Source organism: Rhodococcus sp. 05-340-2 (assembly GCF_002258915.1).
Lineage (GTDB): Bacteria > Actinomycetota > Actinomycetes > Mycobacteriales > Mycobacteriaceae > Rhodococcoides.
Genome location: NZ_NOYU01000013.1, coordinates 66,144 through 92,197, shown reverse-complemented (window position 1 = coordinate 92,197; position 26,054 = coordinate 66,144). Strand labels below are relative to the sequence as shown.

The following is a 26,054-nucleotide window of genomic DNA, read 5'->3' as shown; positions in this document are numbered from 1 at the left end:
TCGCGCAAACGCTCCCGCGATCGGATTTTCGTGCGCAGTGCACAAAGCCTGGCCGAGAAATCATAGCCGAAGCCTATGGCCGAACCCACATCGCGGCAATAGTGTGATCACCATAGACCGAGAAACGAACAGAGCCAGGCAGGTACACCCGCAGCATCTCGGCCTGAAGGCCCGGTCCGGTTCGACGGCATCCAACGTGCGAGTTCGCGACGGTAACCCGCTCCGAGACAAGGTACAGAGAGTGCCTGTCCTACAACAGAATTCGAAGGATCAGGAGCTTCCCCATGCCCAATGGCACCCAGCATTCGATTTCCCGGCCTCTGTCGACTCGGGTCCTTCCCGATCCAGGCGAGCCGACGCCTCGCCTTGCGCGGCCCACCTTGGTGGTATTTTTCACCGCCCTGGCGGCATTCGGCATCGGGACGTGGGTTGCGTGGGCAGATGTCGCTCCGACATGGGTCACCATCACGGTCAACACGGTCGCCTGCTTCGCGATGTTCACCGTCGTCCACGACGCCAGCCACCACTCGATCAGCCGAAATCGATTCGTCAACAGCGTGTTGGGGCGGGTGTCGATGCTCTTCGTATCCTCGGCAATCTCCTTCGTCTCCTTCTGCTACATACACATCGAGCACCATCGGTACGCCAACGAAGAGGACAACGACCCGGATACCTTTGCCACGCATGGAGCCTGGTGGCAGCTACCTGCGCGGTGGGCACTACTCGACGTGGCGTACGTCCCGTTCTACCTCCGGCGGCTTCGCACTCGACCGGTGTCCGAAGTGACCGAAACGATGGCCCTGTTCGTGTCGACCGTGGCAGGCCTCGCATGGGCCGTCGCGAGTGGCAACATCTGGATGGTCGCCACCGTCTACTTCGTTCCGCAGAGAATCTCGATTCTGTTCCTCGGTTGGTGGTTCGACTGGCTCCCGCACCACGGTCTGGAAGCCACGCAGCGCGAAAATCGTTATCGCGCAACGCGCATCCGCGTCGGGATGGAATGGCTGCTCACCCCCGCGATGTTCTCTCAGAACTATCACCTGGTTCATCACCTGCATCCTTCCGTTCCGTTCTACCGCTACATCGCCACATGGCGTCGGAACGAAGACCAGTATCTGAATCGCGACGTCGCAATCGGGACCTACTACGGAGTCCGGCTGACCACCGACGAGTTCAGGAACCGCCGTGGGCTACCGCGGAGCACGGACGCAGAACCGCGACCCGACTTCCACCGCATCCCCGTCGCCGTAGTCGAAAACGTCACGATCGACAGCGTGGCAATTACTTTCGACATACCGCCTGAGCTACAAGAGAACTTTCGCTACTTCCCGGGTCAGCACGTGCCGGTGCAAGCGACCATCGACGGGCGTCGAGTACGACGGAATTACTCCATCTGCACCACAGACGGAGAATCGCGGATGCAGATCGCGGTCAAGGAGATACCGGGCGGCGCGTTCTCGACGTATGCCAATCACAGTCTGAGACCCGGCGAAATTCTCGAATTGGCCTCTCCTACCGGACAGTTCGGGTATCGAGCCGATTCCACGACGACACAGCGATACGTTGCGTTCGCGGCGGGCAGTGGAATCACGCCGATCATGTCCGTCATCGCCGATACCCTCGGCACGGAGCAGGACAGCCGCTTCACCCTCATCTATGGCAACAGGACTGTCGATTCGACGATGTTCCGAGCAGAAATCGATTCTTTGCAGTTGCGCTACGACGGTCGACTCGAGGTAGTTCACGTTCTGTCACGCGAAGCGGTAGTCAGCGACGGCGCGCTCTCCGGCCGCATCGATGCTCCCAAACTCGACACCTGGCTGGAAGGAGCACTTGCCCCGGGAACGGTCGATCGATGGTTCGTTTGTGGGCCGATAGCACTGGTGAAGACCATCTGCGACACCCTCGCCCGCTACGGCGTCGACTCCGAGCATGTTAATTCGGAGGTATTTCACGCTCCGGCGAACGTAGTCGAAGCACAGTCGAACGAGTTTCGGTCGGCGTCGGTGCAGTTCCGACTTCGCGGCTCCGAATACAGCGCCGAATTGTCGCCGGGAGAAACGCTACTGGACGTAGCACTCGCCCAACGCAGTGATACTCCGTACGCCTGCATGGGCGGTGCCTGCGGCACCTGTAAAGCAAAGGTATCGAGCGGAACAGTATCGATGGATTGCAACTACGCACTCCGCCGGTCCGAAGTCGACGCCGGCTATGTCCTAGCGTGTCAAGCGCACCCCACCAGCGCCGAAGTGCGGATCGATTTCGACGGCTAGGTGTTGCGGGTCACGAGGTAGCGGACTGTGGTTCAGACGATGGTTGACCACCCTTGCACTGTGCTCGAGGTGCGATGCCACCCTGAAGACATGCATCGGCCGATCTCGGAGTACGTCGAGGAGTGGCGTGTACCGTTCGTCGTCGTACACCCCGAACGGTTGGAGTGGACCATCGCACTCCTGGAGACCGGGGACTGCCGTGTCGACTCGAGCCGCGTAGTCGAGCCGCGTAGTCGATCCGACTGCACCGCGTCACCGGACTTGTCAGGCTCCCGACCACGAGCGCACAATTGGCCACCATGGCATTGATCTCGAAGGGCTTCGTGGGCCGGCGACGCGGCGACGACGGGCGTACTCCCCCCGGTCAGTATCTGACCAAGGACTTTCCCGTCCTCGCGATCGGGCCCGCGCCCGTCGTCGCGACCGACACGTGGTCGTTCTCGGTCACCACCGAACGCGGCGACACTCGCAGCTGGACCTGGGACGAATTCGCGGCTCTCCCGCACGAGACTCCGACCGTCGACATCCACTGCGTCACCAAGTGGTCGAAGCTCGACACCACATGGAAGGGTGTGAGCCTGGACGTTCTGCTGGACGGTCTCGATACCGATGCCGGCTACGTGGTGGTGCACGGCTTCGACGGCTACACCACCAATCTTCCCCTCGAAGATCTCAGGGATGGGAAGGCCTGGCTGGTCACCGAGTTCGACGGCGCTCCCCTGACTCGCGAACACGGTGGTCCCGCACGGCTTCTCGTTCCACATCTGTACTTCTGGAAATCGGCGAAGTGGATCTCGAGCATCGAGCTCACCGTGGCGAACGAGCAAGGCTTCTGGGAACGCGGTGGGTACCACGACTACGGAGATCCGTGGCGCGAGCAGCGGTACCAGGGCGACTGACGTGACATCGGCAGCCGGGGCGAAACCCTGGCTCGTTGCCACGGCGGCGACCGTGCGGCGTGAGACACCCACCGCGTCCACCCTCGTTCTCGACGTCGACGGATGGCCTGGCCATCTCGCCGGACAGCATGTGGACGTCAAGCTCACCGCCGAGGACGGCTACAGCGCACAGCGAAGCTACTCCTTGGCGTCGGCACCCGACGGCACGTCGCGCATCGAGATCACGGTGCAGAACGTCGCCGACGGTGAGGTGTCTCCCTACCTGGTCGAGGCCGTCGAGGTCGGCGATCGCATCGAGATCCGCGGGCCTGTGGGTCGGTGGTTCGTCTGGCGGCCGTCCCAGCCCTCCGAGACTCCGTCTCCGCCGATCCTGTTGGTGGGTGGCGGTTCCGGCATCGTCCCGCTCCGCGCGATGGTGCGCGCGCAGGCGTCCGCAACCGGCGGACGGGTGCCGTTCCGGGTGCTGTACTCGGTACGCGAACCCGCGGAGGTCTATTTCGCCGACGAGTGGGCTCGCCCTCCGGCCGGCGTGGACGTCACCATGATCCACACGCGGCGTGCCCCTGCCGGCAATGCACGGCCACTCGGCCGCATCACGATCGAGGACCTCGACGCCCACGGATGGCCGGCGGAGTTCGAGCCGCGGTGCTACATCTGCGGCCCCACGAGCTTCGTCGACACTGTGGCCGACATGCTGGTGGAGCGGGGGCACTCGGCAGCGAACATCCGAACGGAGCGTTTCGGACCGAGCTGAGGTGCGGTGAATCAGACGATGCCGCGGAGGAATTCGATCTTGAGGCGGCTGTATTCGTCGGTCCACTCCGAATTCACCGACATGAACGAATGGTCCAGTCTTGCCTCGTTCTGGCTGTACAGGTTCAGGCGATTGGCGACGCCCACTCTGTCCAGTCCGGCGCTCAGTTCGGCTGCCTGGTCGGGGAAGGTACCGGTGTTGCCGTCGGAGATGAAACTGGGCGGAAAGTCGGCTGTGATGTTGTCGATGACGTTCGCCTGCGCCAGCACTGCTGCGTCGGTGGTGTCGAGGTAATTTCGGGCGGCGATGTCGAAGAAGAAACCGTTCGACGGGCTCGGTGATTGCGGTGCGCCCGCTCTACCGACATCGAGGGCAGCACTCTCGAACACGATCGCCTTCAAGGCACTTCGGTCCATGGTGGGTTCCATACCCAGTGCTCGCGCGTAGTCGGAATTGGTCTGCACGGTGGCGTAGTTGCCCACGATGTGGCCACCCGCGCTGGTTCCGGCGAGCACGACGCGACTCATGTCGAGTCCGTACCCGTCGGCGTTCGCTTCCAGAAACTGCATGGCCTGGCCCAGTTGGATTGTCTGCGTGGGGAATCGGTAGCTCGGCGCGAACGCGTAGTTCACCGACACCACGTTGTAGCCGGCGTCGAGCATGGGGCCGGCCCACGATGCACCGCCGGAATCTGCGCTGGGAGCACCATCCGTTTTGTCACCGACGATCCAGCCACCGCCATGAACAGTGACGTACGTGGGCCGGCCGACCGATGGATCGTCGTCGGCAATATAGATGTCGAGAAACGAATTCGGAAGCGTCGAGCCGTATTCGACGTCGTTGGTGAGTCGTGCACCGTCTACGACCGTCGTCGCTGTCTGCGCGTCGGGCTCGAAGGAATTGCTCTGCCCCAACGCATGCAGCGATCGGACCAGCGGTGCCGGATCGGCCGCCATGCCGACGACCGCGGCGGAGCCCACCAATGCAATCGTTGCGGCGAGGCCGGCCGGGAGGGCGGTGGCAACCCTACGAGTGGAGGCCGCCGAACGGCCCGCCCACGCCGACGCGAGCAGATAGAAACCGAGCGCAACGGCCGCGGTCAAGGCTATGACCCACAGGGTGTGAAATCCCGTCACCAGCCATGCCACCTGGGTCACGACGGTGACCGACCCGAGCGACGTTCCTACGGCTACGTGCTTTCTGGCATCGGAAGCGACGAGACAGACTGCCACGACTGCCGCGGCGATTATCCACAACCCCACAGCGAGCTGCTGACGGATGAGGACGAACTCGAGCCATGCGAGTACGACGCTGACGCCGCCGGTGACCGCGAGCGCAGTCGTCCTCGCGCTCGTACGGCGCACTGCTCCGACCTCGATGCCGTCCGGCACGGTCTTCTCCCTTGTCTTTCTCGAGTGCGTGACTACGCAGACGCGTGGCGTTGCCGGTGAAGTTCGCGAACGGTGTCGCCGAACTCGGCCACCGGCCCGTCCACCACGATGCCCGGGACGATCCGTTCGATGGGCAATGGCATGATTGCGAGTGGCGCAGCACCGAATTCTTGGAGCCACGTGAGCAATTGAGCCGTCGACGTGGCATAGACGATGCGGCCGAGTCCTACTATCCCGTGGCTCGCGGAGCACATCACGCAGTGTTCGCCGGAGGTGTAGACCGTGGAGGATCGGCGCTGATCGGCGTCCAGGTTGGTCGCAGCCCACCGAGACAGTGCGATCTCGGGGTGCCGAGTGGGATCGTTCAGGTCACCGACCCTGTTCCTGTCCTCGGCCAACAGCTCGCCGCTGTCCGACACCAGAACCGAGCCGAACGGATCGTTGCCCGTGCGCGCCGCCTCTGCCGCCAGATCCACAGCACGGGCCAGGAATGCACGGTCGCTCGAAGAGATGCTCACAAGGCACCGGTGCCGAGGATCGAAGTTTTCACGCCTCGACCGTACCGTCTCGAAACACACCGCCTGCTGGACCGCCGGATACGGCACCGCGGCCGGATACGGTCGGCGGGCGAGCTTCCGACGGTGTCGGGCGGTGTCCCACGGTGACGCAGCACCTCGTCGGACACGGATCATCCGTCCATATTTTCGCTCGCACAGTGTCGAGAAAACCCATGCCCCCCAGTATTGGCTTCCCATACTGTCGGCACCATGACCATGACCATCGATCGAGTACCGGTATCCGGCGGAGACATTGTCGTCGAAACACACACCGGGACCAGCGAGCCCGTTCTCGTGGTGCACGGGGTCTCGAGCCAGCGCATGCTGTGGGGCTGGCTACGCGCAGAGTCGCCGCACCTGACTCTCGTCGCACCGGATCTCCGCGGCAGGGGCGACAGCGTGGACGTCACGGGACCGTCGTCGTTGACCCAGCACGCAGACGATCTGGACGCCGTCTTGGATGCTCTGCAACTGGGCGCCGTGCACGTGTGCGGAATGTCGATGGGCGGCTTCGTGGCGGTCGAATTCGCGGCCAGGTATCCATCCAGAGTGAAAAGCCTCGTTCTCGTCGACGGGGGCGTTCCGGTGGCACCGCCCGCCGGTCTCACACAGGACAACGTCGCGGCCGCTTTCGCGGACAAGATTGCTCGAACTCAGCAGCGGTGGAACGACATCGAGGATTACATCGAGTTCTTGGTGTCGACCTCGTTGCCGCTGCTCGACCGCAGCGACCCGCTGCTACGGACGTATGCCGAACACGATCTGGCCGACGGATCGATTCGACTGTCGTCCGCTGCGGTCGTCGCCGACGCCACAGACGTGTTCTTCGGCGCTTCGCGGTTCCGGGAACTGACGATGCCGATTCGATTCCTGCACGCGCAGTGGAGCGTTGGTGCAGAATCTGCCCCGATGTACTCGCCTCAGGACATCGACGCACTCGATCTGACGTCCATCACCCCGATGCCGGGGCTCGATCACGCCGGGACGATCATGACGTCCGTCGGTGCTGCCGCTGTCGGAGCGATCGTCGATCGGGCTCTGCGAGGCGAATGACCAGCTGATTCGTTACGAGCGGCGAACGGTCGCACTACGGAGCCGCTCTTTGACGTTTGCCTAGGTTCGATCCCGAGCCAAGATGCGTTCGAGGTAGTCGAGGTCTTCCCGGAGCATGGAGATGGCCCGTTCGGGTCCCTCGGGTACGACGGGCTTGCCGCTCTCCTGAGCTACGGTGCGCAGTGCCATGTCGGCGAGTTGGACGGCCACGCTCCGATCGGCGTCGGGATCACCGCTCTGATGCCACCAGGCAACCCAATTGAGCATTCCGATGATGCCGAGTGCCGCAGTACGCGGGTCGACAGGCCTGAACTCTCCTGCCTTGACGCCGCTTTCGACGACCGTCACGAACTCCTTGAGCACGTGCCGACGGCTCTGCTGGTAGGTCCGCGAAATCTCCTCGGGGAGATCGGCTTCCGACCTGATGATGAGCTTGAAACGGTCGGCGGTTTCAGCTTGGTTCAGGGCGATCGCGGTGGCCATCTTGCGAAGCTTCTCGGTGGGACCGAGATCGGATCGCTCGTTGATCTGGTGCAGAACTGCGGCAGGCGTCTCGGTGCTCTCACTGATCAGACGCGACAGCAACTCGTCCTTGTTCGCGACGTAATGGTAGAGCGCCGGCCGGGTGAGGCCCGTTGCGTCGGCGATGTCCTGGAGGGTCGTACTGGCAAACCCCTTCTCCGCGAACAACCGCGTGGCCTGGTCGAGAATCTGCTTCTCGACCAGCTCCCGACGCGGATTCCTCGCCGCTCCCCGCTGTGAGTCCTCGCGTGTCATGACCGAAGAATAACCGTCGCTCCTGTCAACGACGGACAGACACGAGGTGGGTGCGCGCACCGACCAGACCTGCCACCGCGTCGGGCATCCACTCCTCCGGCACGTCGACGACGACGAGTGCACCGGTGCTGCGCATCATTCGCTCCGCGACATCGAGTCGGGTCAGGACGCGATCACGCTCGCCGGACCCGGTCAGCCACACCGTGGAGCTTGCCCTGGACTCGTCGACGATGGCCGTCGCCTTCTCGTTCCACGCAGATTCGACGTCCACGGAGACCACCGTCGTCGTCGGGTCTTCGCGAAGATCGGACGGGGCGAATCGGTCGGGAAACGACCGGCCACCGTGCTCGATGGGGCGCGAGAGGATCCACCGAGACACATCGACGGGAACCTCCGAGTCCGCAGGGACCTTCGCGTAGCTCGCGATTCCCTTCCACGCCACCTCGGGGGCAGATTCGAGAAACCGCTCTAGACCGACCTTTCCGGCGCGCGTCATGTACGCCACCATCAGTTGCTCCACGGGCAGATCCATCCGTTGCGGGAAGGACTCCCACCACTGTTCACTTCGCACGGCAATCTGCTGAAGGTGTTCGACCGCGGGGCGACGCACCCGTTCGTACTCGGTGAGGGCTTCGCCGACGGTCGCAGCCGACGCCAGTGCAGCGTCGAGCGCGATGGCGTCCTCCATGGCCAACTTCGTTCCCGATCCGATCGAGTAGTGGGCTGTGTGGGCGGCGTCCCCGAGAAGAACGACGTTGTCCACGGACCACTTGCGGCACTTGACGGTTCGGAACTGCATCCACCGGGTCCTGTTGCCGATGAGCCTGTGATCCTGGAGGGTGTCGGCAAAGGCAGACTCGAGGTAGCGCAACGATGCCTCGTCACTGTCGGTCGGGTCGGTGGCTGCTGTCGTGACGTCGAAGCCCGCGCGATGCCACGTGTCGAGATCCGTCTCGATCAGGAACGTACTGCGATCCGGCGCATAGGGATACGCGTGCGCGACGAAAGTGCCGTGCTCGGTGGTGACGGGTACGAAGATGGCGCTTGCCAGTGCGAAATCCGTTCCGCACCAGAGGTAGAGGCCGGTCCCGGTGGTGATGTCGGTGCCGAAACCCGGGTCTGCCGTTCGCGTTGCGCTGTTGATTCCGTCCGAGGCGATGACGAGGTCGGCATCGAGATCGCCCGGTTCACGGCGTTCGCCGAATTCGAGCCGGACACCGGCGTCACGCGCTTGCTCCTGCAGGACGGACAGCAGCGAGGTACGTGCCACAGCGAGCAGATCACCGTGGGCCAAGCGGGCGGTCGAATCCCCCACCTGCATCGACATCTCGTGTGAATACGACTGGGCGACAATTGCATCGAGTGATGCAGCGTCGGCCTGACGTAGATTTCGCTGCGTCCGTGAGGCGAGGCCGACTCCGAACCCGAACGTGGTGTCCGGTGAACTCTGTTCGTAGACGGTGATCTCCGCGTTGGGATTGGACAGTTTCAGCAGCCGCGCGGCGTAGAGGCCACCGGGGCCCCCGCCGATGACTGCGACGCGGTCGAGTTTCATTGTTGCCTCTCGAGCTTCGCGGCGATGTCCAGCCGCAAACGCTTCTTGTCGATCTTGTTGACGTTGGTTCGGGGAAGCGCGTCGAGCCACTCGAGGCGCTCCGGCCATTTGAACTTGGCCACACCGAGTCCCGTGAGATGGTCCTGCACGTCGGCCATCGTCAACGGGGCCCCGTCGGTGACGAGATACGCGCACGTCTTCTCGCCGAGTCGAGGGTCGGGCATCGCGACGACGGCCGCGCCCACGATGGCCGGATGGTCGAGCAGAAGAAGCTCCACCTCCTCGGCGTTGATCTTCTCGCCGCCGCGGTTGATGAGGTCTTTGATGCGACCCTCGATCGTGACGTACCGCTCGCCGTCGACGACGGAGATCGACGCCAGATCGCCGGTTCGGTAGAAGCCGTCGGAGGTGAAGGCAGTCCGATTGTGCTCGGGGGCACCGAAATACCCGGTGATCGTGTACGGGCCACGGCAACACAATTCGCCGACTTCCCCGTCGGGTAGCTCGATCTCCGTGCCGGGATCGAGAATGCGCACCTCGTCCTCGGCGCAGACAGGAGTACCGACTGTGGTGATTCGAGCGTCGCGAGGGGCGGCGACCGGGGTGACGGTGAGCAGCCCCTCGGACATCCCGAACAGTTGACCCGCCCAATGATCTCCGCCGTCGTCGACGCGGTCCATCAGTGCCGGTGAGACTTTGGCACCGGACAGGATCACGTGCCGCAGACGCTCACGCACGCGATCGAACTCGGGGCTCGACACGGCCTGGTAGTGACCGTGGCCGATCAACACCTCGGTGGCCTCCGCGCGCTCCATCAGGTCGAACGCCGATCCGACGTCGGCGGTCGCGAGTACCAGGCACGCGCCCACCGAATGCGAGGCGTGCAGACCGCAGGCGATCCCTGCGTTGTGCACGATGGGGATCAGATGGGCGACGCGGCTGTCCGCGGTCCACTCGAGCCGTTGGGCGTACATGAGTGCGTTGTTCCAGTACTCGGCATGGATCCGTGGGATGACCTTGGGCACTCCCGTTGTCCCTCCGGACAATTGGAATGCAACCACATCCTCGGGATCCGTCTCCGCCTCGATGGCCTCGACGAGAGCTCGGGCCTCGGTGGGATCGATGCCGCGCCCGAGGTCTTCCAGCCGCAGTTCGTCGGTCTCCACCGCCCCGACCGTCACCACGTGGCGAACGGTCTCGCTGCCCGCGGCGTGTTCGTGGGCGAACGAGACCAGATCGAACGACGGCAGGCCGGCCTCGACCACATGCGCGACCGCGCCCACCGCCGCACCGATGTGCGCGATCTCGTGCATTCGGTGCGCGGCCAGCGTGGCGACCGGAACCAGTCCGGCCTTGATGCAGCCGTACCAGGCCAGAACCGTCTCGAGCCGGTTCGTCATCTGGAACAACACAGGGTCCAGGCGCGCCAGTCCCAGTCGAATCAATCCGGCAGCGACGGCGTCGGTACGACGGTCGAGTTCGGCGAACGTCATCGAACCGTCGGCGCTGATGATCGCGAGCCGGTCGGGATACCGGAGAGCGATGTCGTGGAACCTGCGACCTGTGGGCAGTGGACTCCACGAACCACTCCGGCGGTAGTGCTGCGCGCGATCCTCCGGGTATCCCACCAGCCGGCCGTCCCAGTCCGAGTGGGTCGCCTCGGTGGTCACCGTCATCGTTCGGCCACCGCTGGAAGCAATCGAGAGATCTCCAACGAATGATCGGGGTGATCGGCCGGGACGATTCCCGAGTACACGGCCGTCCAGCATCCCGGGCAGCACAGCTGACGGAACACGATGGGCGTGTCGACGTAGATGGACGGATCCGACGTCACCTGGGGCCCCGCCGTCGAGGACGGTCCCTCGTAGCGAGCCAGATCCAATACGCCGCTGGTCTTCTCGTCACCGAGCAAACGACCGCACTGTGCACAGGCGATGACCCGAACGTCTCCGACGGTCACCTCGGACAGGTTGTCGTCGAGACGTCTGGCCAGCGAGAGATCCATGATGGGAGCATCGGAGTGCTCAGTGGAACGCGTGCGCCGTTCGTCGATCATGTCTCGACGTCGTCGTGCAGTTGCTGCCTCGTCGACCTTTCCCGCGTCGATCACCACGCCGTAGACGACGTTCGCCCCCTCCGCGGTGACCTTGCCCTCGCGCAGGTCCACGACCACAGCCGCCGGATCGCGGTGCAGCGGATCTCCGTAGCCGCCGCCTCCCTGCCAATGCATGTACAGCACCTCACCGGGAGCGACATAGCTTTCGGCGTAGCACGCGCCGAATTCCTTTCCGCCGCCGAGCTCGTCGAGGGCTCCGGGAATCTTGCCGGCTGCGAACTGCTCGATGACGTCGGTACTGCGCGCCAGGATTTCGAGTCCGGTGTTGCCGGGGTATCCGCCGGCGAGGCCGTTGTTCTGCGCCACGGCTTTACCCGCCGAGGCGAGGACGAGGCCCATCGGGAGTGAGGTGCCGTACGGCGTGACAGCGAGCGATGCACTGACGCCTCCGCGTTGACGACCGGGTCCACCGGAGTCGGGCTCTTCGCGACGCCACAGGGTGAGCAGCGGGTAGAGGAACTCGGTCATTTCCGTATCGGGGATGCGCCCCATCGGAATACAGAAGAGTCCGCCGGTGTCCATGCCGTCTGCCGTCGGGCGTGCGCCGTAACCGCCTGCCATCGGTTCCATCATGATGTTGAGGAACGGAACGGGTTGTTCCCCGCGTTCGTCGAGGCCTGCGATCACGGCGGTGTCCCAGGTACCGCAGCACGCAGCCTGCACGCTCTTGCCGAGGTCGACCGATCTGTCGAGCATCTGCGACAGGCATTCGGCGATGAGTGTTCCGGTCAGCCAAGCAGGTCCGATGGGACCACGGCTGACCGCAGCCGGGAAGCTCGCGTTGTTGATGGTTCCTTCTTCGGAGACCAGATCGAAGCATCGCATCAATCCGCCTGCAGACCAGGGAATGTCACCGGCGAGGATCGGAAGCAACGCGAGCATGACCCCGCCGCGCATACCTGCGTACGTGCAGTTGATGACACCCGTCTGCTTGTCGGTGCCGGTGAAGTCGAACGTGAGATGGTCGTCGGTCTTGCTCATCGCGACGGTGATCTTGTGAACCTCGCGGTCACCGGTGTGCGACTGGTCCTGGTAGCCGGTGGCCTTCCAGGTCCCGTCGGGGAGCGAGGAGAGCTTGCTGCGCAGTCGTCCTTCGGCGTCGGTCATCATGCGCTTCATGACGGCTTTGACGGTGTCGGCACCGTACTGCTCGATGACCGCAAGCATGCGGTTGCGGCCGACGGTGTTCGCGCCGATCTTGGCGCGCAGGTCGAGCCCGACCAGCATGGGAACGCGGGAGCGTCGAACCCAGAGATCCGCGATGTCGCGTTGTAGCTCGTAATCGCGGACCACCTTGACCGGTGGAGTCGGAAGCGATTCGGAGAACACGTCTTTCGCCGACGGATCGAACGATCCCAGGCCGGAACCACCGAGGTCGGGTTCGTGGCAGATCGCACTGGTCCAGGCGAACAGCTTGCCCTCGTGGAAGATGGGTTGGTAGACGATGACGTCACTCTGATGCAGTCCCCCGCCGACCCATGGGTCGTTGCACAGGAACATGTCACCCGGCGCGATTCCGGGGTTGGTGGCACGGTGTTGCAAGGTCCAGTAGATCGCCAGGTCGACGGCTCCGACGAGCATGGTGTTGTAGAGGCCCACCTGAACCTCCTGTCCCAGTTCGTCACTGATCGCGAAGTCGAAATCGTTCGCGTCGGTGACGATGGGTGAGCCCGACATTCGTTTGAGTGCCTCGCCCATCTCGTCGGTGACCGACCAGAGTCGGTGTCGGATGACCTCGTAGGTCAGCGGGTCGAGCTCGTCGATCTGCTGCTGGGTGACGGTGTGCACCGGCAGCGTCGGTGGCAGGGTGCGGGCGAGGGCGTCGGGGTCGACGGGGCGGGACGAGAAGATCTCGGACCCGGGAATTGCGGATGTCATGGTTCGGTTCTCCTGTGGTCTCAGCCGGCGACGATGTTGAGGTTGCCGAGGCGGTCGACAGTTCCGGTGGTGCCGTGCGGGACGACGACTGTGGTCGTCGGGACTTCGACGATGGCGGGGCCGGCGAGCACGTGCCCGGCGGCGAGCTTGCTGTAGTCGTAGATGTCGGTGTCGACGTAGCCGATTCGGCCGTCCAAGTTGACTTTTCGGGTGCCGATGCGAGCGACCGAGGCGTCGGCGGAGTCGGCCGACTTCAGCTCGGGGAGCGTCGGTGAGAACGGCAGGACGCCGGTTGCACGCACGCGGTAGGTGATCGCCTGAATACCTGCTTCACGGAAACCGCTGTCCTTCCCGTACAAGTCTGCGTAGCGCTGCTCGAAGAGGTCGGACGCGTGTGCGACGCTCGACGAGTCGAGCGAGCCTTCGGGAATGGTGGTGGCAACCTCTGCCAACTGCATCGTGTACCGCATGTCGATTTCACGTTCGACCTGGACAGCCGTGAAATTGAGTCCTTGTCGACCGAGGGCTTCACGGACTCGCTTCTCGAGGCCGTCGAAATTCGCTTCTGCGCGAGCAGGATCGAGCGGCATCGCCGCCGGATCGGACAGCTCGGCCGCGAGGACGATGTTCGACGACGCAAGACCGTAGGCCGAGAACGCCGATGCCACCTGCCCGAGCGGAACGATGACTTCCTTGACGCCGACTTCGGCGGCATAGGCTGCGCAATGCGACGGGCCGGCTCCACCGAATGCGTAGAGAACGAAGTTGCGCGGATCGTGCCCGGCTTCGACGACGGTCTTGCGCAGAAGGTCGCCGGTCTGTGCGTTCTGGACGGCATAGATCGCGGCGGCTGCGTCCTCGATCGACAGACCGAGCGGTTCCGCGATGCGGCGTCGAATGGCCTCGCGCGCCAGCTCTTTGTCGAGTGGTTTACGTCCGCCGAGCAGTCCGCGTTCGGGGAGGATGCCGAGGACAAGATTGGCGTCGGCATTGGTGGGTTCGGTGCCACCCTGTCCGTAACAGGCAGGTCCGGGTACCGCCTGGGCGCTGTGCGGCCCGATCTGGAGATTGCCGCCGGCATCCACCCACGCGATGGCACCGCCACCGGAGCCGATGGCGTGCACCTGCAGGGTGGGCACGTTGATCGGGTGGTGATTGATGATGGTGCTCGACGCACGCACCGGCTCACCGTCCACGACGAGGCCGACGAGGAAGGTGGTGCCGCCGACGTCGGTGGCGATGATGTTCTTGTGACCGAGCTGTTTTCCGAGTGATACCGCACCGACCACGCCGCCGGTCAACACGGACCCGACTGTGCTGATGGCGTTCTTCGGGGCCTCGGCTGCGGCAACGGCACCGCCGTTGCTCTGCATCACCAGGAGTGGGCCGGCGAGATCGAGGGCGCGAAGCTTCTTTTCCAATGAGCCGAGGTAATCGCGCAATCCCGGGCCGATCTGGGTACTCATGATCGTCGTCGCGTTACGCGCGAACTCACGGATGCGCGGGCTCACCTCGGAGGACAGCGAGACGAACATGTCGGGGTCGATCTCGTGGACCAGCTCGCGAATGCGCTGCTCGTGCACAGGGTTACGGAACGACCAGAGCAGCGAGACCGCAATGCCGGAGACGCCGTCGTCGACGAGGCTTCGGATGGCGACGCGCGCGGACTCCTCGTCCAGCGCGACGACGACCGTGCCGTCACGGTCGAGGCGTTCGGTGACCTCGAGTGCGTGTCGCTTGGGGACGAGACCGTGGGACTTGCTCTGTCCCAACACGTTCTGCAGTTGCTCGGGAGAGCCACCGAGGTAACGGCCCTCCACGTTCATGATGTAGATCGAATCCCGATGCCCCTTGGTGGTCAGGAATCCGACCGGCGAAACGTTGCCCATCACCAGAGCATTGAGCGAGGACGTGGTGCCGTGCGCGATGTGGTGGGTGTTCGCGAGCATTTCCTGCACCGGGCATCCGAGTTGTTCGGCCAACGCTTCGAGAACGTCGATGACCCCCTGGGAATAGTCGGGTGGAGTCGAGGGCGCTTTTGCAGCGACCACGGTGCCGGAACTGTCGTCGAGTACTGCGTCCGTGAACGTTCCGCCGACGTCCACTCCGATCACATAGGTCATGCCGGTGTGCTCCTTAGGTCCGAGTCGAAGACGTTCTGGCGTGTGAGAGCGAAACACCCTCGAACACTGCTTACGTCTGCGTCGAGTATTCGACGTCACCGACGACATGTCAAGCATCAATGTGAGTGCTGCCACTTCCCTCGATACTGCCCGACCGGACACCCGGATTCGATTCCCCAGCTCCGGGCCTCTTGACGAATCATCGCAAACGTCGAATACTCGTCATCAGCGTCAATTACCGAAAGGCAGTTCATGAGTATTCATCGTGTGGGCTTGGTCGTACCGAGCTCCAACGTCACCGTTGAAACGGAGATGCCCGCCCTGTTGGCGCGACATCGAGATGCCCGCTTCTCGTTCCACTCCTCGCGCATGCGCATGCAGGCCGTGTCGCCGGAGCAATTGCGGGCCATGAACGCCCAGCGCGAACGATGCATCCTCGAGTTGGGCGATGCCGGAATCGACGCAATTCTCTACGCGTGCCTCGTCGCCCTCATGGTCGCGGGACCCGGGGAACACCAACGGGTCGAGGGGCTGATCGCGGAACAACTCGCCACGGGTGGATCCGATGCAGCCGTCAGGTCGAGCGCGGGCGCTCTCGTGGAAGGCCTGCGGGCTCTGGACGCGAAGAACATCGTTCTGGTGACGCCGTACATGCGACCGCTCGCGGAGAAGGTGGTCGAGTACATCGAGGCCGAGGGCATTCGCGTCCTCGACTGGCGTGCACTCGAGGTCTCGGACAACGCCGAAGTCGGCTGCATCCCAGGCGAACGAGTCATGGACGCGGCACGGTCCCTGGATCTCACAGGTGCCGACGCCCTGGTGATTTCCGCGTGCGTACAGATGCCGTCCCTACCGCTCGTCCAGGCTGCCGAGGACGAATTCGGCATCTCAGTTCTGTCGGCCGCGACGGCAGGTGCCTACAGCCTGCTCCGTGCGCTGGACCTACCCGTCGATCTCCCGGACGCCGGCTCACTGCTCCGGGCAGACGCCGTCGTCACCTCCTAGATCGCCACTTTCGTAGAGAGGAAATCTTCATGTCCGACTTGCCACACAAGGTCCGGGGCGTCGACCACGTCGCCTACCCCACGTTCGATCCGGCGGCAACGGTCGAGTTCTATCGCGACGTGCTCGGCTTCCCCGTCGTGCACTCCATCTGCGCCGCAGGGTGGGGCCCGGAGAAGCATCCCGACTTCATTCACTTCTTCTTCGACATCGGCAACGACGACAGACTCGCGTTCTTCTACTACTTCGGCCTCGAACCGTTCGACGGTGGACCACAGGGTGATTCCTATTCACGCTTCGCCGAGGACGTACCGATCTTCTTCATCCGCTCGCGTCACCTGGCAATCCACGTCGACAGCGAAGAAGACCTGATGGAATACCGGCGGCGGCTGGACGGCAGCGACTGGCCCGTGGAGATGCAGATCCAACACGAGACGATCGAGTCGATCTACACACACGATCCCAACGGCTACATGATCGAGTTCACCCGCGCGATGCGTCCGGTCACGCCGCAGGAAGACCTCGACGCGAACCTCACGATCGACGCCCTGATCGACGTCGTTCGCGGACCCGACCCGAGCATGGCGAACCTGTTGACCCGCAAGGCCGAACTGATCGTCGAACGTGCGGCCGACTGGTCGGCCGAGAACGAGGTGGGGGTTTCGTGACCACGTTGTACGTACTCGACATTCCCGAGAACACCACTATCGCAGCGGTGGCCGACGTCGACCCAGCCGTACGCGTCGACCACGTCGGCCCGTACTTCCGCATAGTCTCGGACGGGGACATCGTCATCGATCGTCGGGCCACCGGATGCAGGCACGCCGTCTGGTACAGCAGCGTCTCCGGGCTGTCGCAGTCTCGAATCACACAGTGGGACAAAGACGCCCTGCGCGTCGAGCAGTCATGACTCGGACCCGACTCGGCGCAGGCCGGTACATCGATGCCGCCGAGGCTGCGTCGAACACGGTGACCTCGGCGCACGAGCTCACCACCGCGGACGGCGCCAAGGTCAGCGGTGTGTTGCGCACGGTCCCCGGTGCCGAGACGGTCGTTGCCCTGATGCACCCGAGACAGGACCTGACGCATCACGTTCTCGTACCCGAGTTGCTCGCCCGCGGATACGCAGTGTGGACTCAGGGCACGCGATCGGTGAACAACGACATCTCCCTGGTGCACGAGCAGGCATTGCTCGACGCCGCCGCCGGGCAGGTGTTCCTACGCTCGCGCTCCTTCGATCATGTTGTGACGCTGGGACACTCGGGTGGTGGCACCCTGTTCGCGTTCTACCACGAGCAAGCCGGTCTTGCGCCCGGGGATCGGCTGGCGGCAACGCCTGCAGGTCGACCGATCGACCTCGCGTCCGCGGAGATGCCAGTGCCGGACGGTGCGATATTCATGGCTCCGCACCCCGGACAGGGTGCGCTGCTGCTGCGACTGATCGATCCGTCCGTCGTCGACGAATCGGACCCCATGTCCGTCGACCCGGCACTCGATCCCTTCGACACGGCGAACGGATTCGTCGACGCACCTGAAAGCTCCACCTATTCCACCGATTTCGTTCAGAGGTATCGCGCCGCTCAGCTCGAGCGAGTCGCTCGGCTCGACGCGATCGCGCGGTCACGGGTCGCCGAAGCATCCGCTGCCCGACGGCGGTTCGAGACAAGCGGCAATCCTGCCGATCGTCGAGATGCGTTGGCACCTCGCATATTGACCGTCTATCGCACCGACGCGGACCTGAGATTCACCGACCTGTCGCTGAGCCCCAACGCCCGCCCCTATGGTTCGTTGTTCGGCCGACGGCCGGATCTGACGAACTTCGGTCTCGTCGGCTTTGCACGCTTGTCGACGCCGGATGCCTGGTTGTCGACGTGGTCCGGTCTGAGCTCCAACGCCAATTTCGTTCGGTGCGCACCGTCGGTGACGGTCCCGTCGTTGTTCGTCGAATTGACCGGCGATCAGGCGTGTTTCCCGGAAGATGCGTCGAGGATGGTCGAGGCTCTGGGCTCAGTGGACAAGTCCCGCGTGGCGATCGAGGGCACCCACTTCGGTGGCCCCATTCGCGACGGCGCGCCCACCGGCGCTTCTCTGGCCGCCGCCGACATCGATGCCTGGTTGTCCCAACACTTCATCTGACCCTCTCGCGAGCGGAATATCATGTCACGTAACACTTTTTCTCCCGTCGTTGCGCTGTGCCTGGCGGCCTTGACGTTGGAGGGGTACGACCTTCTGATGTACGGAACGGTGGTGCCGTCGCTGCTGGCGTACGAGCCGTGGGATCTGGATCCGGCGACCGTCGGTGTCCTCGGATCCGTGGTGGGCGTCGGCATGTTGGTCGGGGCACTGGCCGCTGGCAGCATCGCAGATCGCTGGGGTAGACGACGTGCCTTGATCGCCGCGGTCGCTTTGTTCTCGGCCGCAATGGGATGCTGTGCACTTGCGCCCTCGCCCGAGATGTTCGGAGCAGCGCGATTTGTCGTCGGCGTCGGGGCAGGAGTTCTGATGCCGACCGCGGCGTCGATGCTGATCGAATTTTCCCGGCTCGACACCAGGGCACGAACGGTCGCACTGGGATTCGTGGGCACCAGTGTCGGCGGTATCGCGGCCGGAATCCTGTCCCTGTGGCTCGTTCCGGAGTTCGGCTTCCGAGCGATGTTCGCGGCTGGAATGATCCCGGCGTTGTTGATTCTGCCGATGATGGTCCGATATCTCCCCGAATCGCCCGCTTTCCTGAACTCGCAGGGCAGGATCGGGGCGGCACAGGCGATCTCGACGCGATACAGCCTCGAGGAAGCTGTGACGAATCCCGGTGGTGACGCGACAACGACAGATCGCGGAATCGGTGCGCTGTTCACCGCGAACCGTGCGCGAGTGACACTGTCCTTCTGGGTGATGACCCTGTTGTGCCTCCTGGTGTTGTTCGGCGTCGCGACCTGGTTGCCTGCGGTGATGCGATCGGCCGGATACCCGCTCGGCGCAGCACTGTCGTTCCTGCTGGTGCTCAACGTGGGCGGTGCAGTGGGTGCACTCGGTGGCGCTTACCTGGCGGACCGGTTCGGAATCAAACCTGTGACTACCCTCGGATTCCTCAGTGCAGCAGTGTCGTTGGCACTGATCGCGACCACTCCCCCGATCGGAATCGTGTACGTTCTGGTGCTGATCGCAGGAATGGGAACGACCGGGACGCAGATCCTGCTGAACACCTTCATCGGAAGTTACTACCCCGTGTCGTGCCGGACCACAGGACTGGGCGTCGCACTCGCGGTGGGACGACTCGGCGCGATCGTCGGTCCCACGTACGGCGGACTGTTCGTTGCCGCCGGCGCGGGAACCAGCACTCAGCTGTTGGCGTTCGCCTTGCCGGCGATCATCGGTGCCGGGGTGACGATTCTGGTGCCAACCGGACGGCGTTCGTCGGCCGCCCCGGCGAGTGTCCCCACCCCCAGCGGTCGGTCAACCGGCCGACGATAACGTGGACAGAAACTGGCGCAGATCCGCCGCGAGGCGCACCGGCTCCTCCATCGCCGCGAAGTGACCACCGTGATCGGGGACCTCGGTCCAGTGCACGATGTCGAACTCCTGTTCCGCAAGGTGCCTGATGCCGATGTCGTGCGCAAACATGATGGCCCCCACCGGTTGCGACGGCTTTGCCTGCTGATCGCCCCAGGCCCCTCCATCCGCGGCGTACACGGTGTAGGCGGCGCTACCGGCGGTCCGCGTCAACCAATACAGGGTGACGTGGGCGAGAATCCGGATGCGGCCGAGAGCACCGTCCGGTTCCTCGTCGAACGGGTAGGTCCACGCGCGGAATTTGTCCAGCATCCATGACAACTGACCGATGGGACTGTCCGTCAGAGCAGCACCAATCAGTTGCGGACGCGTCGACTGGATGGAGATGTACCCGAACTCGGACTCCATGAACTCGCCAACACGCCGGTAGCGGTCCAATTCGGTTTCGGTGCAACGCTTCTGTTCCGCCTCGTCGGGTTCCTGGAAGGGCGCACCGATCGACCCGTTGACATGAATGGCCGCGCAGTGGTCGGGATCGAGACGACCCATCGCCGGTGCGACTCCGGCACCGTAATCACCGCCCTGCACGACATAGGAGCCGTATCCGAGGAAGCTCATCAACTCCACGAACGCCTGGGCGACGCGATCGGTACTCCACCCGTCGTCGGACAGCGGCGTGGAGAAGGCGAATCCTGGCACGGATGGCACGATCACGTCGAATGCCTGAGATCCGGCGTCCTCAGGCTCGGTCAGCAGTGGAATGAGGTCGAGGAACTCGAGGTACGACCCCGGCCACCCGTGACACAGCAGAACAGGAGTGGAGTCGGCTCGCGAGGACCGCGCATGCAGGTAGTGGATGCGCTGACCGTCGATCTCCATCATGTACTGCGGAAACGACGCAAGCTGCTTCTCCACCTCTCGCCAGCTGAAGTCGTCGACCCAGGTGGTGGCCATCGAACGGAGCACGGACACAGGCACTCCGGTGGTCCAGTCATCTGCACCGAGGGGTTCGGGTAGACGTGCGTCGCGAACACGACGGGACAGGTCGTCGAGCTCCGACTGCGGGATGTCGACGACGAACGGGATGGAAGGCGCGGTGATTGTCATGATGTCATCGTGCAAGTCATCGCGGACAGTAACGGTCCGCAATCACGACCGATCGGCCGCACGACTCGATCGGGCCCACTTCCACACCTCACCCACCGAACAGTGCACTCAGCGCCGGTCCGACGTCGCGGTAGGTCTTGATGGTCCGTATACGTCCGTGACCTATGCGAGCGAGATCCCGTCCGAGGTCGACGTCCTTCTCCCCTGACGTATCCAGCAATACATCGAGGCGCGGAATTCTCGCCGCGGTCGGTCGCGGATCGGGACCGGCATTGTGGACGCAGTCCGAGAGCAGAAGAACCCGCGCATCAGGGGCGGACACCGTGCGCAGGAGCCCCGCCGCGGTCTCGAGCGCGAACTGCACATTGGTCAGGCCCCGCGCCGGGATGCGGAGAACGGTGTCGAGAATTCCCAGCAGGGTCCGTGAGTCGCCGAATCGAGTCAGTACGGCCGCGTCGGACCAGAACGCAACGACGGCCAGGTTGTCTCGATTCATCTCACCGGTCAGAGCGCCGACGGTCGCGGCCGCAGTCCGTACCCGTTCACCTTTCATCGACCCGGAGATGTCGACCACCAGCACGATGGAACGTTTGGTGTGACGGCGTTCTCGGACGACGATGTCATCCTCTTCGGGTATCGGGTTTGCCGCCAACACGTCCAGAGTGCGGTCGAGATCGATCTCGTCACTGCCACCTCGGTAGCGCAGAGACGTCAGCTCGCCGGCACCACGTCGCGCGCGTGCATCGAGCCGTGGACGTCGAACTGCCAAACGCGCCGCGATCTTCCGGGCGCGGGCCCGAGTCGCGGCGTCGGCAGTCGACTCGTTCTCGGTCGCGTCGTTCAGCGGAATCACTTCGGCCGATTCCTCGGTGAACCCGGGTGCCGACGGGTTGTTCTCACCGACAGCCTTACCCGGCTTGCTGCGCCCCTCGGCGATCAGCACCGCACCGCTCCCGCCGCCCGGACGGAACACCGACGGTGACTCCGTCAGCTGTTTCGGCCTGCGTCGCAACGGCTTCAGAGTCCCCGACGACCGACGGGTCCCCGGTCGTGTGATCGGCGATTCGACCTCGACGGCTCTTCAACCAGGTGCCGCCGCGGCGGGGTGCAACACGAAGTGGTCCTGCCAGATGGTGTGCAAAATCGATTCTGCTGGTACGTCGGATGTCTCGTCGACGTGAATGCGCCCGGAGAGGGCCACGTACATCGCGTCGAGCATCACCTGCTGGTAGTCCTCGGGTAGGTCTCTGGGTGGATCGATGTCGGTGGAGAGGGGAACGGTCACTCCCCGCAGCTCTGCCAGTTGCTGTGCGACGAGGGTGAGATCGATTGCCCCGCGCACACTGCTGCCCTGGACGATGTCCTCGTGCTCACGCGTCATCCGGGTGATGGCCACCGCGTCGGCAACGATTCGTACGGAGTCGGATTCGCTGCGTAGGCCCACGATGCCGCGTTCGGCTTCGGCATCCTGGTAGCCGATGGCGAGGCGACAGAGGCGGTCGTGGACGCTCGTCGAGAGCCGCGTCGTGCCGACGTTGTCGTAGGGATTCATCGATGCCACGAGGCGGAACGTCGGTAACGCGTGGACGGTTCCCACGCGCGGGATCACGATACGTCGTTCCGCCATCGCGGTGAGAAGCGTGTTCAGGGTGTCCTCGGGTGCGCGGTTGAACTCTTCGATGTAGAGGAAACCGCCGGTGCGCATCGCGTCAATCAGCGGTCCCGGTACGAAGTTGTCCTCGCTGTAATCCTCGCGAAGAACCCGAGCCGGGTTGTGGTGACCGACAATTCGAGCCGGTGTCAGATCGGCGTTGCCCTCGACGAAGAACAGTGGAATGGCCCACTCGGACGTGATCGCGCCGAGCAGAGTGCTTTTGCTGGTGCCGGGCGGACCCTCGAGGAGCAGGTCTCGCCCGGCCGCGACCGCTGCCAACAGGAGATCGAGTTCACGATCTCGACCGACGAGGTGCGCCGCAATCCGGCGGCGCACCTCACCGATCGACGCAGTGCCGGTCATTTGACGGTGTACCCCGCATCGACCGGAAGCGTTGCACCCGTGATGTATCGAGCATCGTCCGAGACCAAGAACGCTATGGCGTTCGAGATGTCGATTGCCTCGATCCACGGAACCGGCAATGTGTTGGTGCTCTGGAAGATCGGCGCCGACTTCTCTCGGGACGGGTTCGGATCATCGGGCGCGAACAACCCCCATGTCTTGGGATTCTGGATCATGACGGTGTCCACGCCGGTCGGGTGGACCGTGTTCACGCGAATACTGTGTTGGCCGAATTCGTTTGCCAGAGTGCGCATTATGCCGACGACACCATGCTTGGTCGCGGTGTAGTGCACCGTGTTCGGCGTGCCCTTCAGTCCGGCCGTCGAACTCGTCAATACGATGGAACCACCGCGACCGCCTGCGATCAGATGCGGCAGTGCAACCTTGCACGTGTTCCAGACACCGGTGAGATTGACGTCGATCATGTTCTGCCACGCGTCGTCGGTGATGTCGAGAGCAGGCGCGATCTCGAACACTCCTGCATTGCCCAGGACGATGTCGAGGCGGCCCAGTTCGGCGACGCCGTCGTCGACGGCCTTCCTCAGCGCGGCCGAGTCGCGAACATCGGCCTTGGTGGCCACGATCCGTCGGTCGAGCGCCTCGACCTGCTTCACCGTTTCGGCCAGATCTGCGTCGTTTGCCGGTGGATACATTTCGATGGTGTCGACCGGTCCACACAGGTCGACGGCAATGATGTCCGCACCCTCCTGAGCGAGGCGTATCGCGTGACTTCGCCCCTGACTGCGAGCGGCACCGGTGATGAACGCGACCTTACCTTCCAACTTTCCCATGTCCGTCTCCTACTTCGCCAGAAAGCCGGCGTCGACGGGCAAGGTGACGCCGGTGACGTACCTGGCATCGTCGGACACGAGCCATGCGATCGCGTTGCTGATATCGATCGCTTCGATCATCGGTACCGGAAGCAAATTGCCGAGCATGGCTGCGGCGTCGGGGTTTTCGGTGAGGAACTTCTGCATGACATCGTTGACGACCATCGGCGTGTTCACTCCGGTCGGGTGCACGGTGTTGACGCGTATGGAGTACTGGGCAAGCCAATTCGTGAACGTGCGCATCAGACCCACGACCGCGTGCTTACTGGCCGCGTAGCCGTCACCGGCACCGGACCCGTTGCCGCCCGCACCGGAAAGGCCCTGCGTCGAACTGGTCAACACGATCGACCCGCCCTGACCCTTGTCGATCATGCTCGGAACCCCGATCTGAACGGTGTTCCACACACCGAACAGATTGACCTCCACAACATCGCGAAAAGTTTTCACTTGGTCCGGGTTCTCGGCACCCTGCGGTGCTATCCCGGCGTTCGCCAGAATGATGTCGATCGGACCGAGTTCGGCCACCGCGGAGTCCACCGCCGTTTTCAGCCCGTCGTAATCGCGGACGTCGGCTTCCTTGGCGACGATGCGCCGATCGAGAGCCTCGATTTCCTTCACTGTCTGCGCGAGGTCCTCCGAGGTGGCCATCGGATACGCGACCGTATCGATCTGTGCGCATATGTCGACTGCGATGATGTCGGCACCTTCTTGCGCGAGACGAAGCGCGTGACTACGCCCCTGTCCACGTGCGGCACCGGTGATGAAGGCTACTTTCCCGTCGAGCTTTCCCATGATCGAACTTCCTTGATCGTCGGATGAAAACGGCACGAGCGCAGAACGATTCGACGAATGGCCGAGCACGTTCGCGGCGGTATGTCCGATTTGCGGGACATGAATCGACGTTATATGACACCCAGTGCAGATGTGGCCGAATTACTTGAATCGTTGTCGATTTACGTTCGGCGGACAGGAGAACAGAATGACCGATTCAGACGTGCACGCGAAGTGAAGGATCGAAGTGAATTGCGCGTCGAGCCCTCACGTACTCTGTCGCCGCTGCAGGTCGTCGCCGCGTTCGAGCGCCGCGCGGATTCGGCCGAGCAGCGCGGTGGCGTCACGGAGGGTGCGTTGCTCGGCCGGCGTCAGGTCGGCGAGTATCTGCACAAGAAGCCCCTCCGCCGCGACGTCGTAGATGCGAAGTTGTTCGCGAGCAAGATCTGTGAGGCCGACGCGCATGCTTCGCGCATCCGAGCCGTCGGGGCGGCGAGCGACGAGACCGTCCGATTCCATGGTTCGGACGAGGTTGCTGATCGTGGGTCGAGCCAACCCCAGCTGACGCCCCAGCACTGTGGGCCCCTCCCACTTGTCCGGGAAGAGCCGTCGCAGAATCTCGATCTGCGCGTCGGGCAGAGCCGCGAGCCCCGCGCGCGAGCGGGAGGTGTTGAGCAGCACGCGCCGGAAGGGACCTATCTCCGCACTCAGGCGACGTGCGATATCGGCGAGACCGGGTGCGCTGTCGGAATCGTCCACCGAACCAGACTACTCAGCCAAATTTTAGGTTTGCAACAAACGTACTTCCGGGTGAAGATGTTGCCATGGACATTCACACCAGCATCACCGAGCCCGCCCCCGAACAGGCCCTGAATTCGATAGTCGGCCATCGGTTCATCTACACCTACGCCAACGGGTGGCAATACGAGATGTACGTCAAGAACGCCACCACCATCGACTACCGCATCCACTCGGGAATGGTCGGCGGCCGGTGGGTCAAAGGGCAAGAAGTCGACCTCGTCGGACTGGGCCGCGGGGTCTACAAGATCTCGTGGAACGAACCCACCGGCACGAGCGTCGTCGTCAACGTCGTACCCGAGGATCGCGTTCTGCACGGCACCATCTTCTTCCCCCATTGGGTCGAACTGGACGGGTCGAAAACCGTCCTGTTCCAGAACGACCACCTCGACGAGATGCGCCGATTCCGTGATGAAGGCCCCACATATCCGATATACGTCGTGCCCGAGTTCGCGCACATCACCTTGTTCGAGTTCGTCGGCATCGACGACGAGACCGTGATCGACACCGCGCCCGCCGATCTACCGGCAGGCTTCGCCGACAGGGGCAATTGAGATGAGCCTCCAGAACCCTGAGATGGCCCCGATCACGCTCTCTCATCATG

The 26,054-nt window shown here is 63.7% G+C and carries 23 protein-coding genes; 10 read left to right on the top strand and 13 right to left on the bottom strand.

Annotation, left to right across the window (positions count from 1 at the left end; all coding sequences use genetic code 11):
* Positions 1-284 precede the first annotated feature (284 nt).
* The 3 genes from CH271_RS08240 to CH271_RS08230 all read left to right on the top strand — a co-directional run bounded on the left by CH271_RS08240 (position 285) and on the right by CH271_RS08230 (position 3,926).
* On the top strand, positions 285-2,273 hold the full coding sequence (locus tag CH271_RS08240; protein WP_094633334.1) for a fatty acid desaturase: 1,989 nt from the start codon (positions 285-287) through the stop codon (positions 2,271-2,273).
* Positions 2,274-2,572: 299 nt separating this feature from the next.
* Positions 2,573-3,172 (top strand): sulfite oxidase-like oxidoreductase, encoded by a 600-nt coding sequence (locus CH271_RS08235; RefSeq protein WP_094633333.1) that lies wholly within the window; start codon positions 2,573-2,575, stop codon positions 3,170-3,172.
* Between the two features lies 1 nt (position 3,173).
* Positions 3,174-3,926, top strand: coding sequence for a ferredoxin reductase (locus tag CH271_RS08230; protein ID WP_094633332.1), 753 nt, complete (start codon positions 3,174-3,176; stop codon positions 3,924-3,926).
* Positions 3,927-3,937: 11 nt separating this feature from the next.
* On the opposite strand, the gene CH271_RS08225 is transcribed toward CH271_RS08230, so the two are convergent.
* Together CH271_RS08225 and CH271_RS08220 are read right to left on the bottom strand one after the other, a co-directional pair.
* Positions 3,938-5,317: an alpha/beta hydrolase gene (locus tag CH271_RS08225; RefSeq protein ID WP_094633331.1), complete on the bottom strand. Its 1,380-nt coding sequence runs from the start codon at positions 5,315-5,317 to the stop codon at positions 3,938-3,940.
* Positions 5,318-5,349: 32 nt separating this feature from the next.
* Positions 5,350-5,835: a nucleoside deaminase gene (locus CH271_RS08220; protein WP_094633330.1), complete on the bottom strand. Its 486-nt coding sequence runs from the start codon at positions 5,833-5,835 to the stop codon at positions 5,350-5,352.
* A 249-nt stretch (positions 5,836-6,084) separates the two neighbouring features.
* On the opposite strand from CH271_RS08220, the gene CH271_RS08215 reads away from it, so the two are divergent.
* Positions 6,085-6,927: an alpha/beta fold hydrolase gene (locus CH271_RS08215; RefSeq protein WP_094633329.1), complete on the top strand. Its 843-nt coding sequence runs from the start codon at positions 6,085-6,087 to the stop codon at positions 6,925-6,927.
* Positions 6,928-6,987: 60 nt separating this feature from the next.
* On the opposite strand, the gene CH271_RS08210 is transcribed toward CH271_RS08215, so the two are convergent.
* Genes CH271_RS08210 through CH271_RS08190 form a run of 5 tightly spaced genes read right to left on the bottom strand, consistent with a single transcriptional unit; the run spans position 6,988 to position 15,376 of the window.
* Positions 6,988-7,704, bottom strand: a complete 717-nt coding sequence (locus CH271_RS08210; RefSeq protein ID WP_094633328.1) for a TetR/AcrR family transcriptional regulator — start codon at positions 7,702-7,704, stop codon at positions 6,988-6,990.
* Between the two features lie 25 nt (positions 7,705-7,729).
* Complete coding sequence (locus CH271_RS08205; protein ID WP_094633327.1) at positions 7,730-9,259, bottom strand: FAD-dependent monooxygenase; 1,530 nt, start codon at positions 9,257-9,259, stop codon at positions 7,730-7,732.
* Positions 9,256-10,935 carry a (2,3-dihydroxybenzoyl)adenylate synthase gene (locus tag CH271_RS08200; RefSeq protein ID WP_094633326.1) on the bottom strand — a complete coding sequence of 560 codons (1,680 nt, stop codon included), beginning with the start codon at positions 10,933-10,935 and terminating at the stop codon, positions 9,256-9,258. Before CH271_RS08200 ends, CH271_RS08205 begins: the two co-directional genes overlap by 4 nt.
* A complete protein-coding gene (locus tag CH271_RS08195; RefSeq protein WP_094633325.1) occupies positions 10,932-13,253 on the bottom strand; it encodes a hydantoinase B/oxoprolinase family protein in 2,322 nt (773 codons plus the stop codon). The genes CH271_RS08200 and CH271_RS08195 overlap by 4 nt, the downstream gene beginning before the upstream one ends.
* A gap of 20 nt (positions 13,254-13,273) precedes the next feature.
* On the bottom strand, positions 13,274-15,376 hold the full coding sequence (locus CH271_RS08190; RefSeq protein ID WP_094633324.1) for a hydantoinase/oxoprolinase family protein: 2,103 nt from the start codon (positions 15,374-15,376) through the stop codon (positions 13,274-13,276).
* A gap of 252 nt (positions 15,377-15,628) precedes the next feature.
* On the opposite strand from CH271_RS08190, the gene CH271_RS08185 reads away from it, so the two are divergent.
* From CH271_RS08185 to CH271_RS08165, 5 genes are read left to right on the top strand one after another with little or no spacing between them, the layout of a single operon-like run.
* A complete protein-coding gene (locus CH271_RS08185) occupies positions 15,629-16,381 on the top strand; it encodes a maleate cis-trans isomerase family protein (protein ID WP_094633323.1) in 753 nt (250 codons plus the stop codon).
* Between the two features lie 29 nt (positions 16,382-16,410).
* Complete coding sequence (locus CH271_RS08180; RefSeq protein ID WP_094633322.1) at positions 16,411-17,046, top strand: VOC family protein; 636 nt, start codon at positions 16,411-16,413, stop codon at positions 17,044-17,046.
* On the top strand, positions 17,043-17,288 hold the full coding sequence (locus tag CH271_RS08175; RefSeq protein ID WP_094633321.1) for a hypothetical protein: 246 nt from the start codon (positions 17,043-17,045) through the stop codon (positions 17,286-17,288). The genes CH271_RS08180 and CH271_RS08175 overlap by 4 nt, the downstream gene beginning before the upstream one ends.
* A complete protein-coding gene (locus tag CH271_RS08170) occupies positions 17,285-18,514 on the top strand; it encodes an alpha/beta hydrolase (RefSeq protein ID WP_094633320.1) in 1,230 nt (409 codons plus the stop codon). Before CH271_RS08175 ends, CH271_RS08170 begins: the two co-directional genes overlap by 4 nt.
* Positions 18,515-18,535: 21 nt before the next feature.
* Positions 18,536-19,849 carry an MFS transporter gene (locus CH271_RS08165; protein ID WP_094633319.1) on the top strand — a complete coding sequence of 438 codons (1,314 nt, stop codon included), beginning with the start codon at positions 18,536-18,538 and terminating at the stop codon, positions 19,847-19,849.
* Here the strand turns inward: CH271_RS08165 and CH271_RS08160 are convergent.
* The 6 genes from CH271_RS08160 to CH271_RS08135 form a co-directional block, all read right to left on the bottom strand.
* Positions 19,832-20,995 (bottom strand): epoxide hydrolase family protein, encoded by a 1,164-nt coding sequence (locus tag CH271_RS08160; protein WP_094633372.1) that lies wholly within the window; start codon positions 20,993-20,995, stop codon positions 19,832-19,834. The two genes, CH271_RS08165 and CH271_RS08160, sit on opposite strands and share 18 nt — an antisense overlap.
* A gap of 88 nt (positions 20,996-21,083) precedes the next feature.
* A complete protein-coding gene (locus CH271_RS08155; protein ID WP_094633318.1) occupies positions 21,084-22,007 on the bottom strand; it encodes a vWA domain-containing protein in 924 nt (307 codons plus the stop codon).
* Between the two features lie 69 nt (positions 22,008-22,076).
* On the bottom strand, positions 22,077-23,012 hold the full coding sequence (locus CH271_RS08150; RefSeq protein ID WP_094633317.1) for an AAA family ATPase: 936 nt from the start codon (positions 23,010-23,012) through the stop codon (positions 22,077-22,079).
* On the bottom strand, positions 23,009-23,842 hold the full coding sequence (locus tag CH271_RS08145; protein WP_037192422.1) for a mycofactocin-coupled SDR family oxidoreductase: 834 nt from the start codon (positions 23,840-23,842) through the stop codon (positions 23,009-23,011). Before CH271_RS08145 ends, CH271_RS08150 begins: the two co-directional genes overlap by 4 nt.
* Before the next feature lie 9 nt (positions 23,843-23,851).
* Complete coding sequence (locus tag CH271_RS08140) at positions 23,852-24,673, bottom strand: mycofactocin-coupled SDR family oxidoreductase (protein WP_037192557.1); 822 nt, start codon at positions 24,671-24,673, stop codon at positions 23,852-23,854.
* Between the two features lie 246 nt (positions 24,674-24,919).
* The gene (locus tag CH271_RS08135; RefSeq protein ID WP_094633316.1) at positions 24,920-25,411 is read right to left on the bottom strand and encodes a MarR family winged helix-turn-helix transcriptional regulator; all 492 of its coding nucleotides are present in this window, start codon (positions 25,409-25,411) and stop codon (positions 24,920-24,922) included.
* A 65-nt stretch (positions 25,412-25,476) separates the two neighbouring features.
* Between CH271_RS08135 and CH271_RS08130 the strand changes: the two genes are divergently transcribed.
* Positions 25,477-26,004: a phenolic acid decarboxylase gene (locus tag CH271_RS08130; RefSeq protein WP_094633315.1), complete on the top strand. Its 528-nt coding sequence runs from the start codon at positions 25,477-25,479 to the stop codon at positions 26,002-26,004.
* The last annotated feature ends 50 nt before the right edge of the window (positions 26,005-26,054 follow it).

What these genes read in the sequence shown, in the direction of transcription:
- CH271_RS08240 (WP_094633334.1), top strand. Translation starts at nt 285, where the DNA reads ATGCCCAATGGCACCCAGCATTCGATTTCCCGGCCTCTGTCGACTCGG.
- CH271_RS08235 (WP_094633333.1), top strand. Translation starts at nt 2,573, where the DNA reads ATGGCATTGATCTCGAAGGGCTTCGTGGGCCGGCGACGCGGCGACGAC.
- CH271_RS08215 (WP_094633329.1), top strand. Translation starts at nt 6,085, where the DNA reads ATGACCATGACCATCGATCGAGTACCGGTATCCGGCGGAGACATTGTC.
- CH271_RS08210 (WP_094633328.1), bottom strand. Translation starts at nt 7,704, where the DNA reads ATGACACGCGAGGACTCACAGCGGGGAGCGGCGAGGAATCCGCGTCGG.
- CH271_RS08205 (WP_094633327.1), bottom strand. Translation starts at nt 9,259, where the DNA reads ATGAAACTCGACCGCGTCGCAGTCATCGGCGGGGGCCCCGGTGGCCTC.
- CH271_RS08200 (WP_094633326.1), bottom strand. Translation starts at nt 10,935, where the DNA reads ATGACGGTGACCACCGAGGCGACCCACTCGGACTGGGACGGCCGGCTG.
- CH271_RS08195 (WP_094633325.1), bottom strand. Translation starts at nt 13,253, where the DNA reads ATGACATCCGCAATTCCCGGGTCCGAGATCTTCTCGTCCCGCCCCGTC.
- CH271_RS08190 (WP_094633324.1), bottom strand. Translation starts at nt 15,376, where the DNA reads ATGACCTATGTGATCGGAGTGGACGTCGGCGGAACGTTCACGGACGCA.
- CH271_RS08185 (WP_094633323.1), top strand. Translation starts at nt 15,629, where the DNA reads ATGAGTATTCATCGTGTGGGCTTGGTCGTACCGAGCTCCAACGTCACC.
- CH271_RS08180 (WP_094633322.1), top strand. Translation starts at nt 16,411, where the DNA reads ATGTCCGACTTGCCACACAAGGTCCGGGGCGTCGACCACGTCGCCTAC.
- CH271_RS08170 (WP_094633320.1), top strand. Translation starts at nt 17,285, where the DNA reads ATGACTCGGACCCGACTCGGCGCAGGCCGGTACATCGATGCCGCCGAG.
- CH271_RS08165 (WP_094633319.1), top strand. Translation starts at nt 18,536, where the DNA reads ATGTCACGTAACACTTTTTCTCCCGTCGTTGCGCTGTGCCTGGCGGCC.
- CH271_RS08160 (WP_094633372.1), bottom strand. Translation starts at nt 20,995, where the DNA reads ATGACAATCACCGCGCCTTCCATCCCGTTCGTCGTCGACATCCCGCAG.
- CH271_RS08150 (WP_094633317.1), bottom strand. Translation starts at nt 23,012, where the DNA reads ATGACCGGCACTGCGTCGATCGGTGAGGTGCGCCGCCGGATTGCGGCG.
- CH271_RS08145 (WP_037192422.1), bottom strand. Translation starts at nt 23,842, where the DNA reads ATGGGAAAGTTGGAAGGTAAGGTCGCGTTCATCACCGGTGCCGCTCGC.
- CH271_RS08140 (WP_037192557.1), bottom strand. Translation starts at nt 24,673, where the DNA reads ATGGGAAAGCTCGACGGGAAAGTAGCCTTCATCACCGGTGCCGCACGT.
- CH271_RS08130 (WP_094633315.1), top strand. Translation starts at nt 25,477, where the DNA reads ATGGACATTCACACCAGCATCACCGAGCCCGCCCCCGAACAGGCCCTG.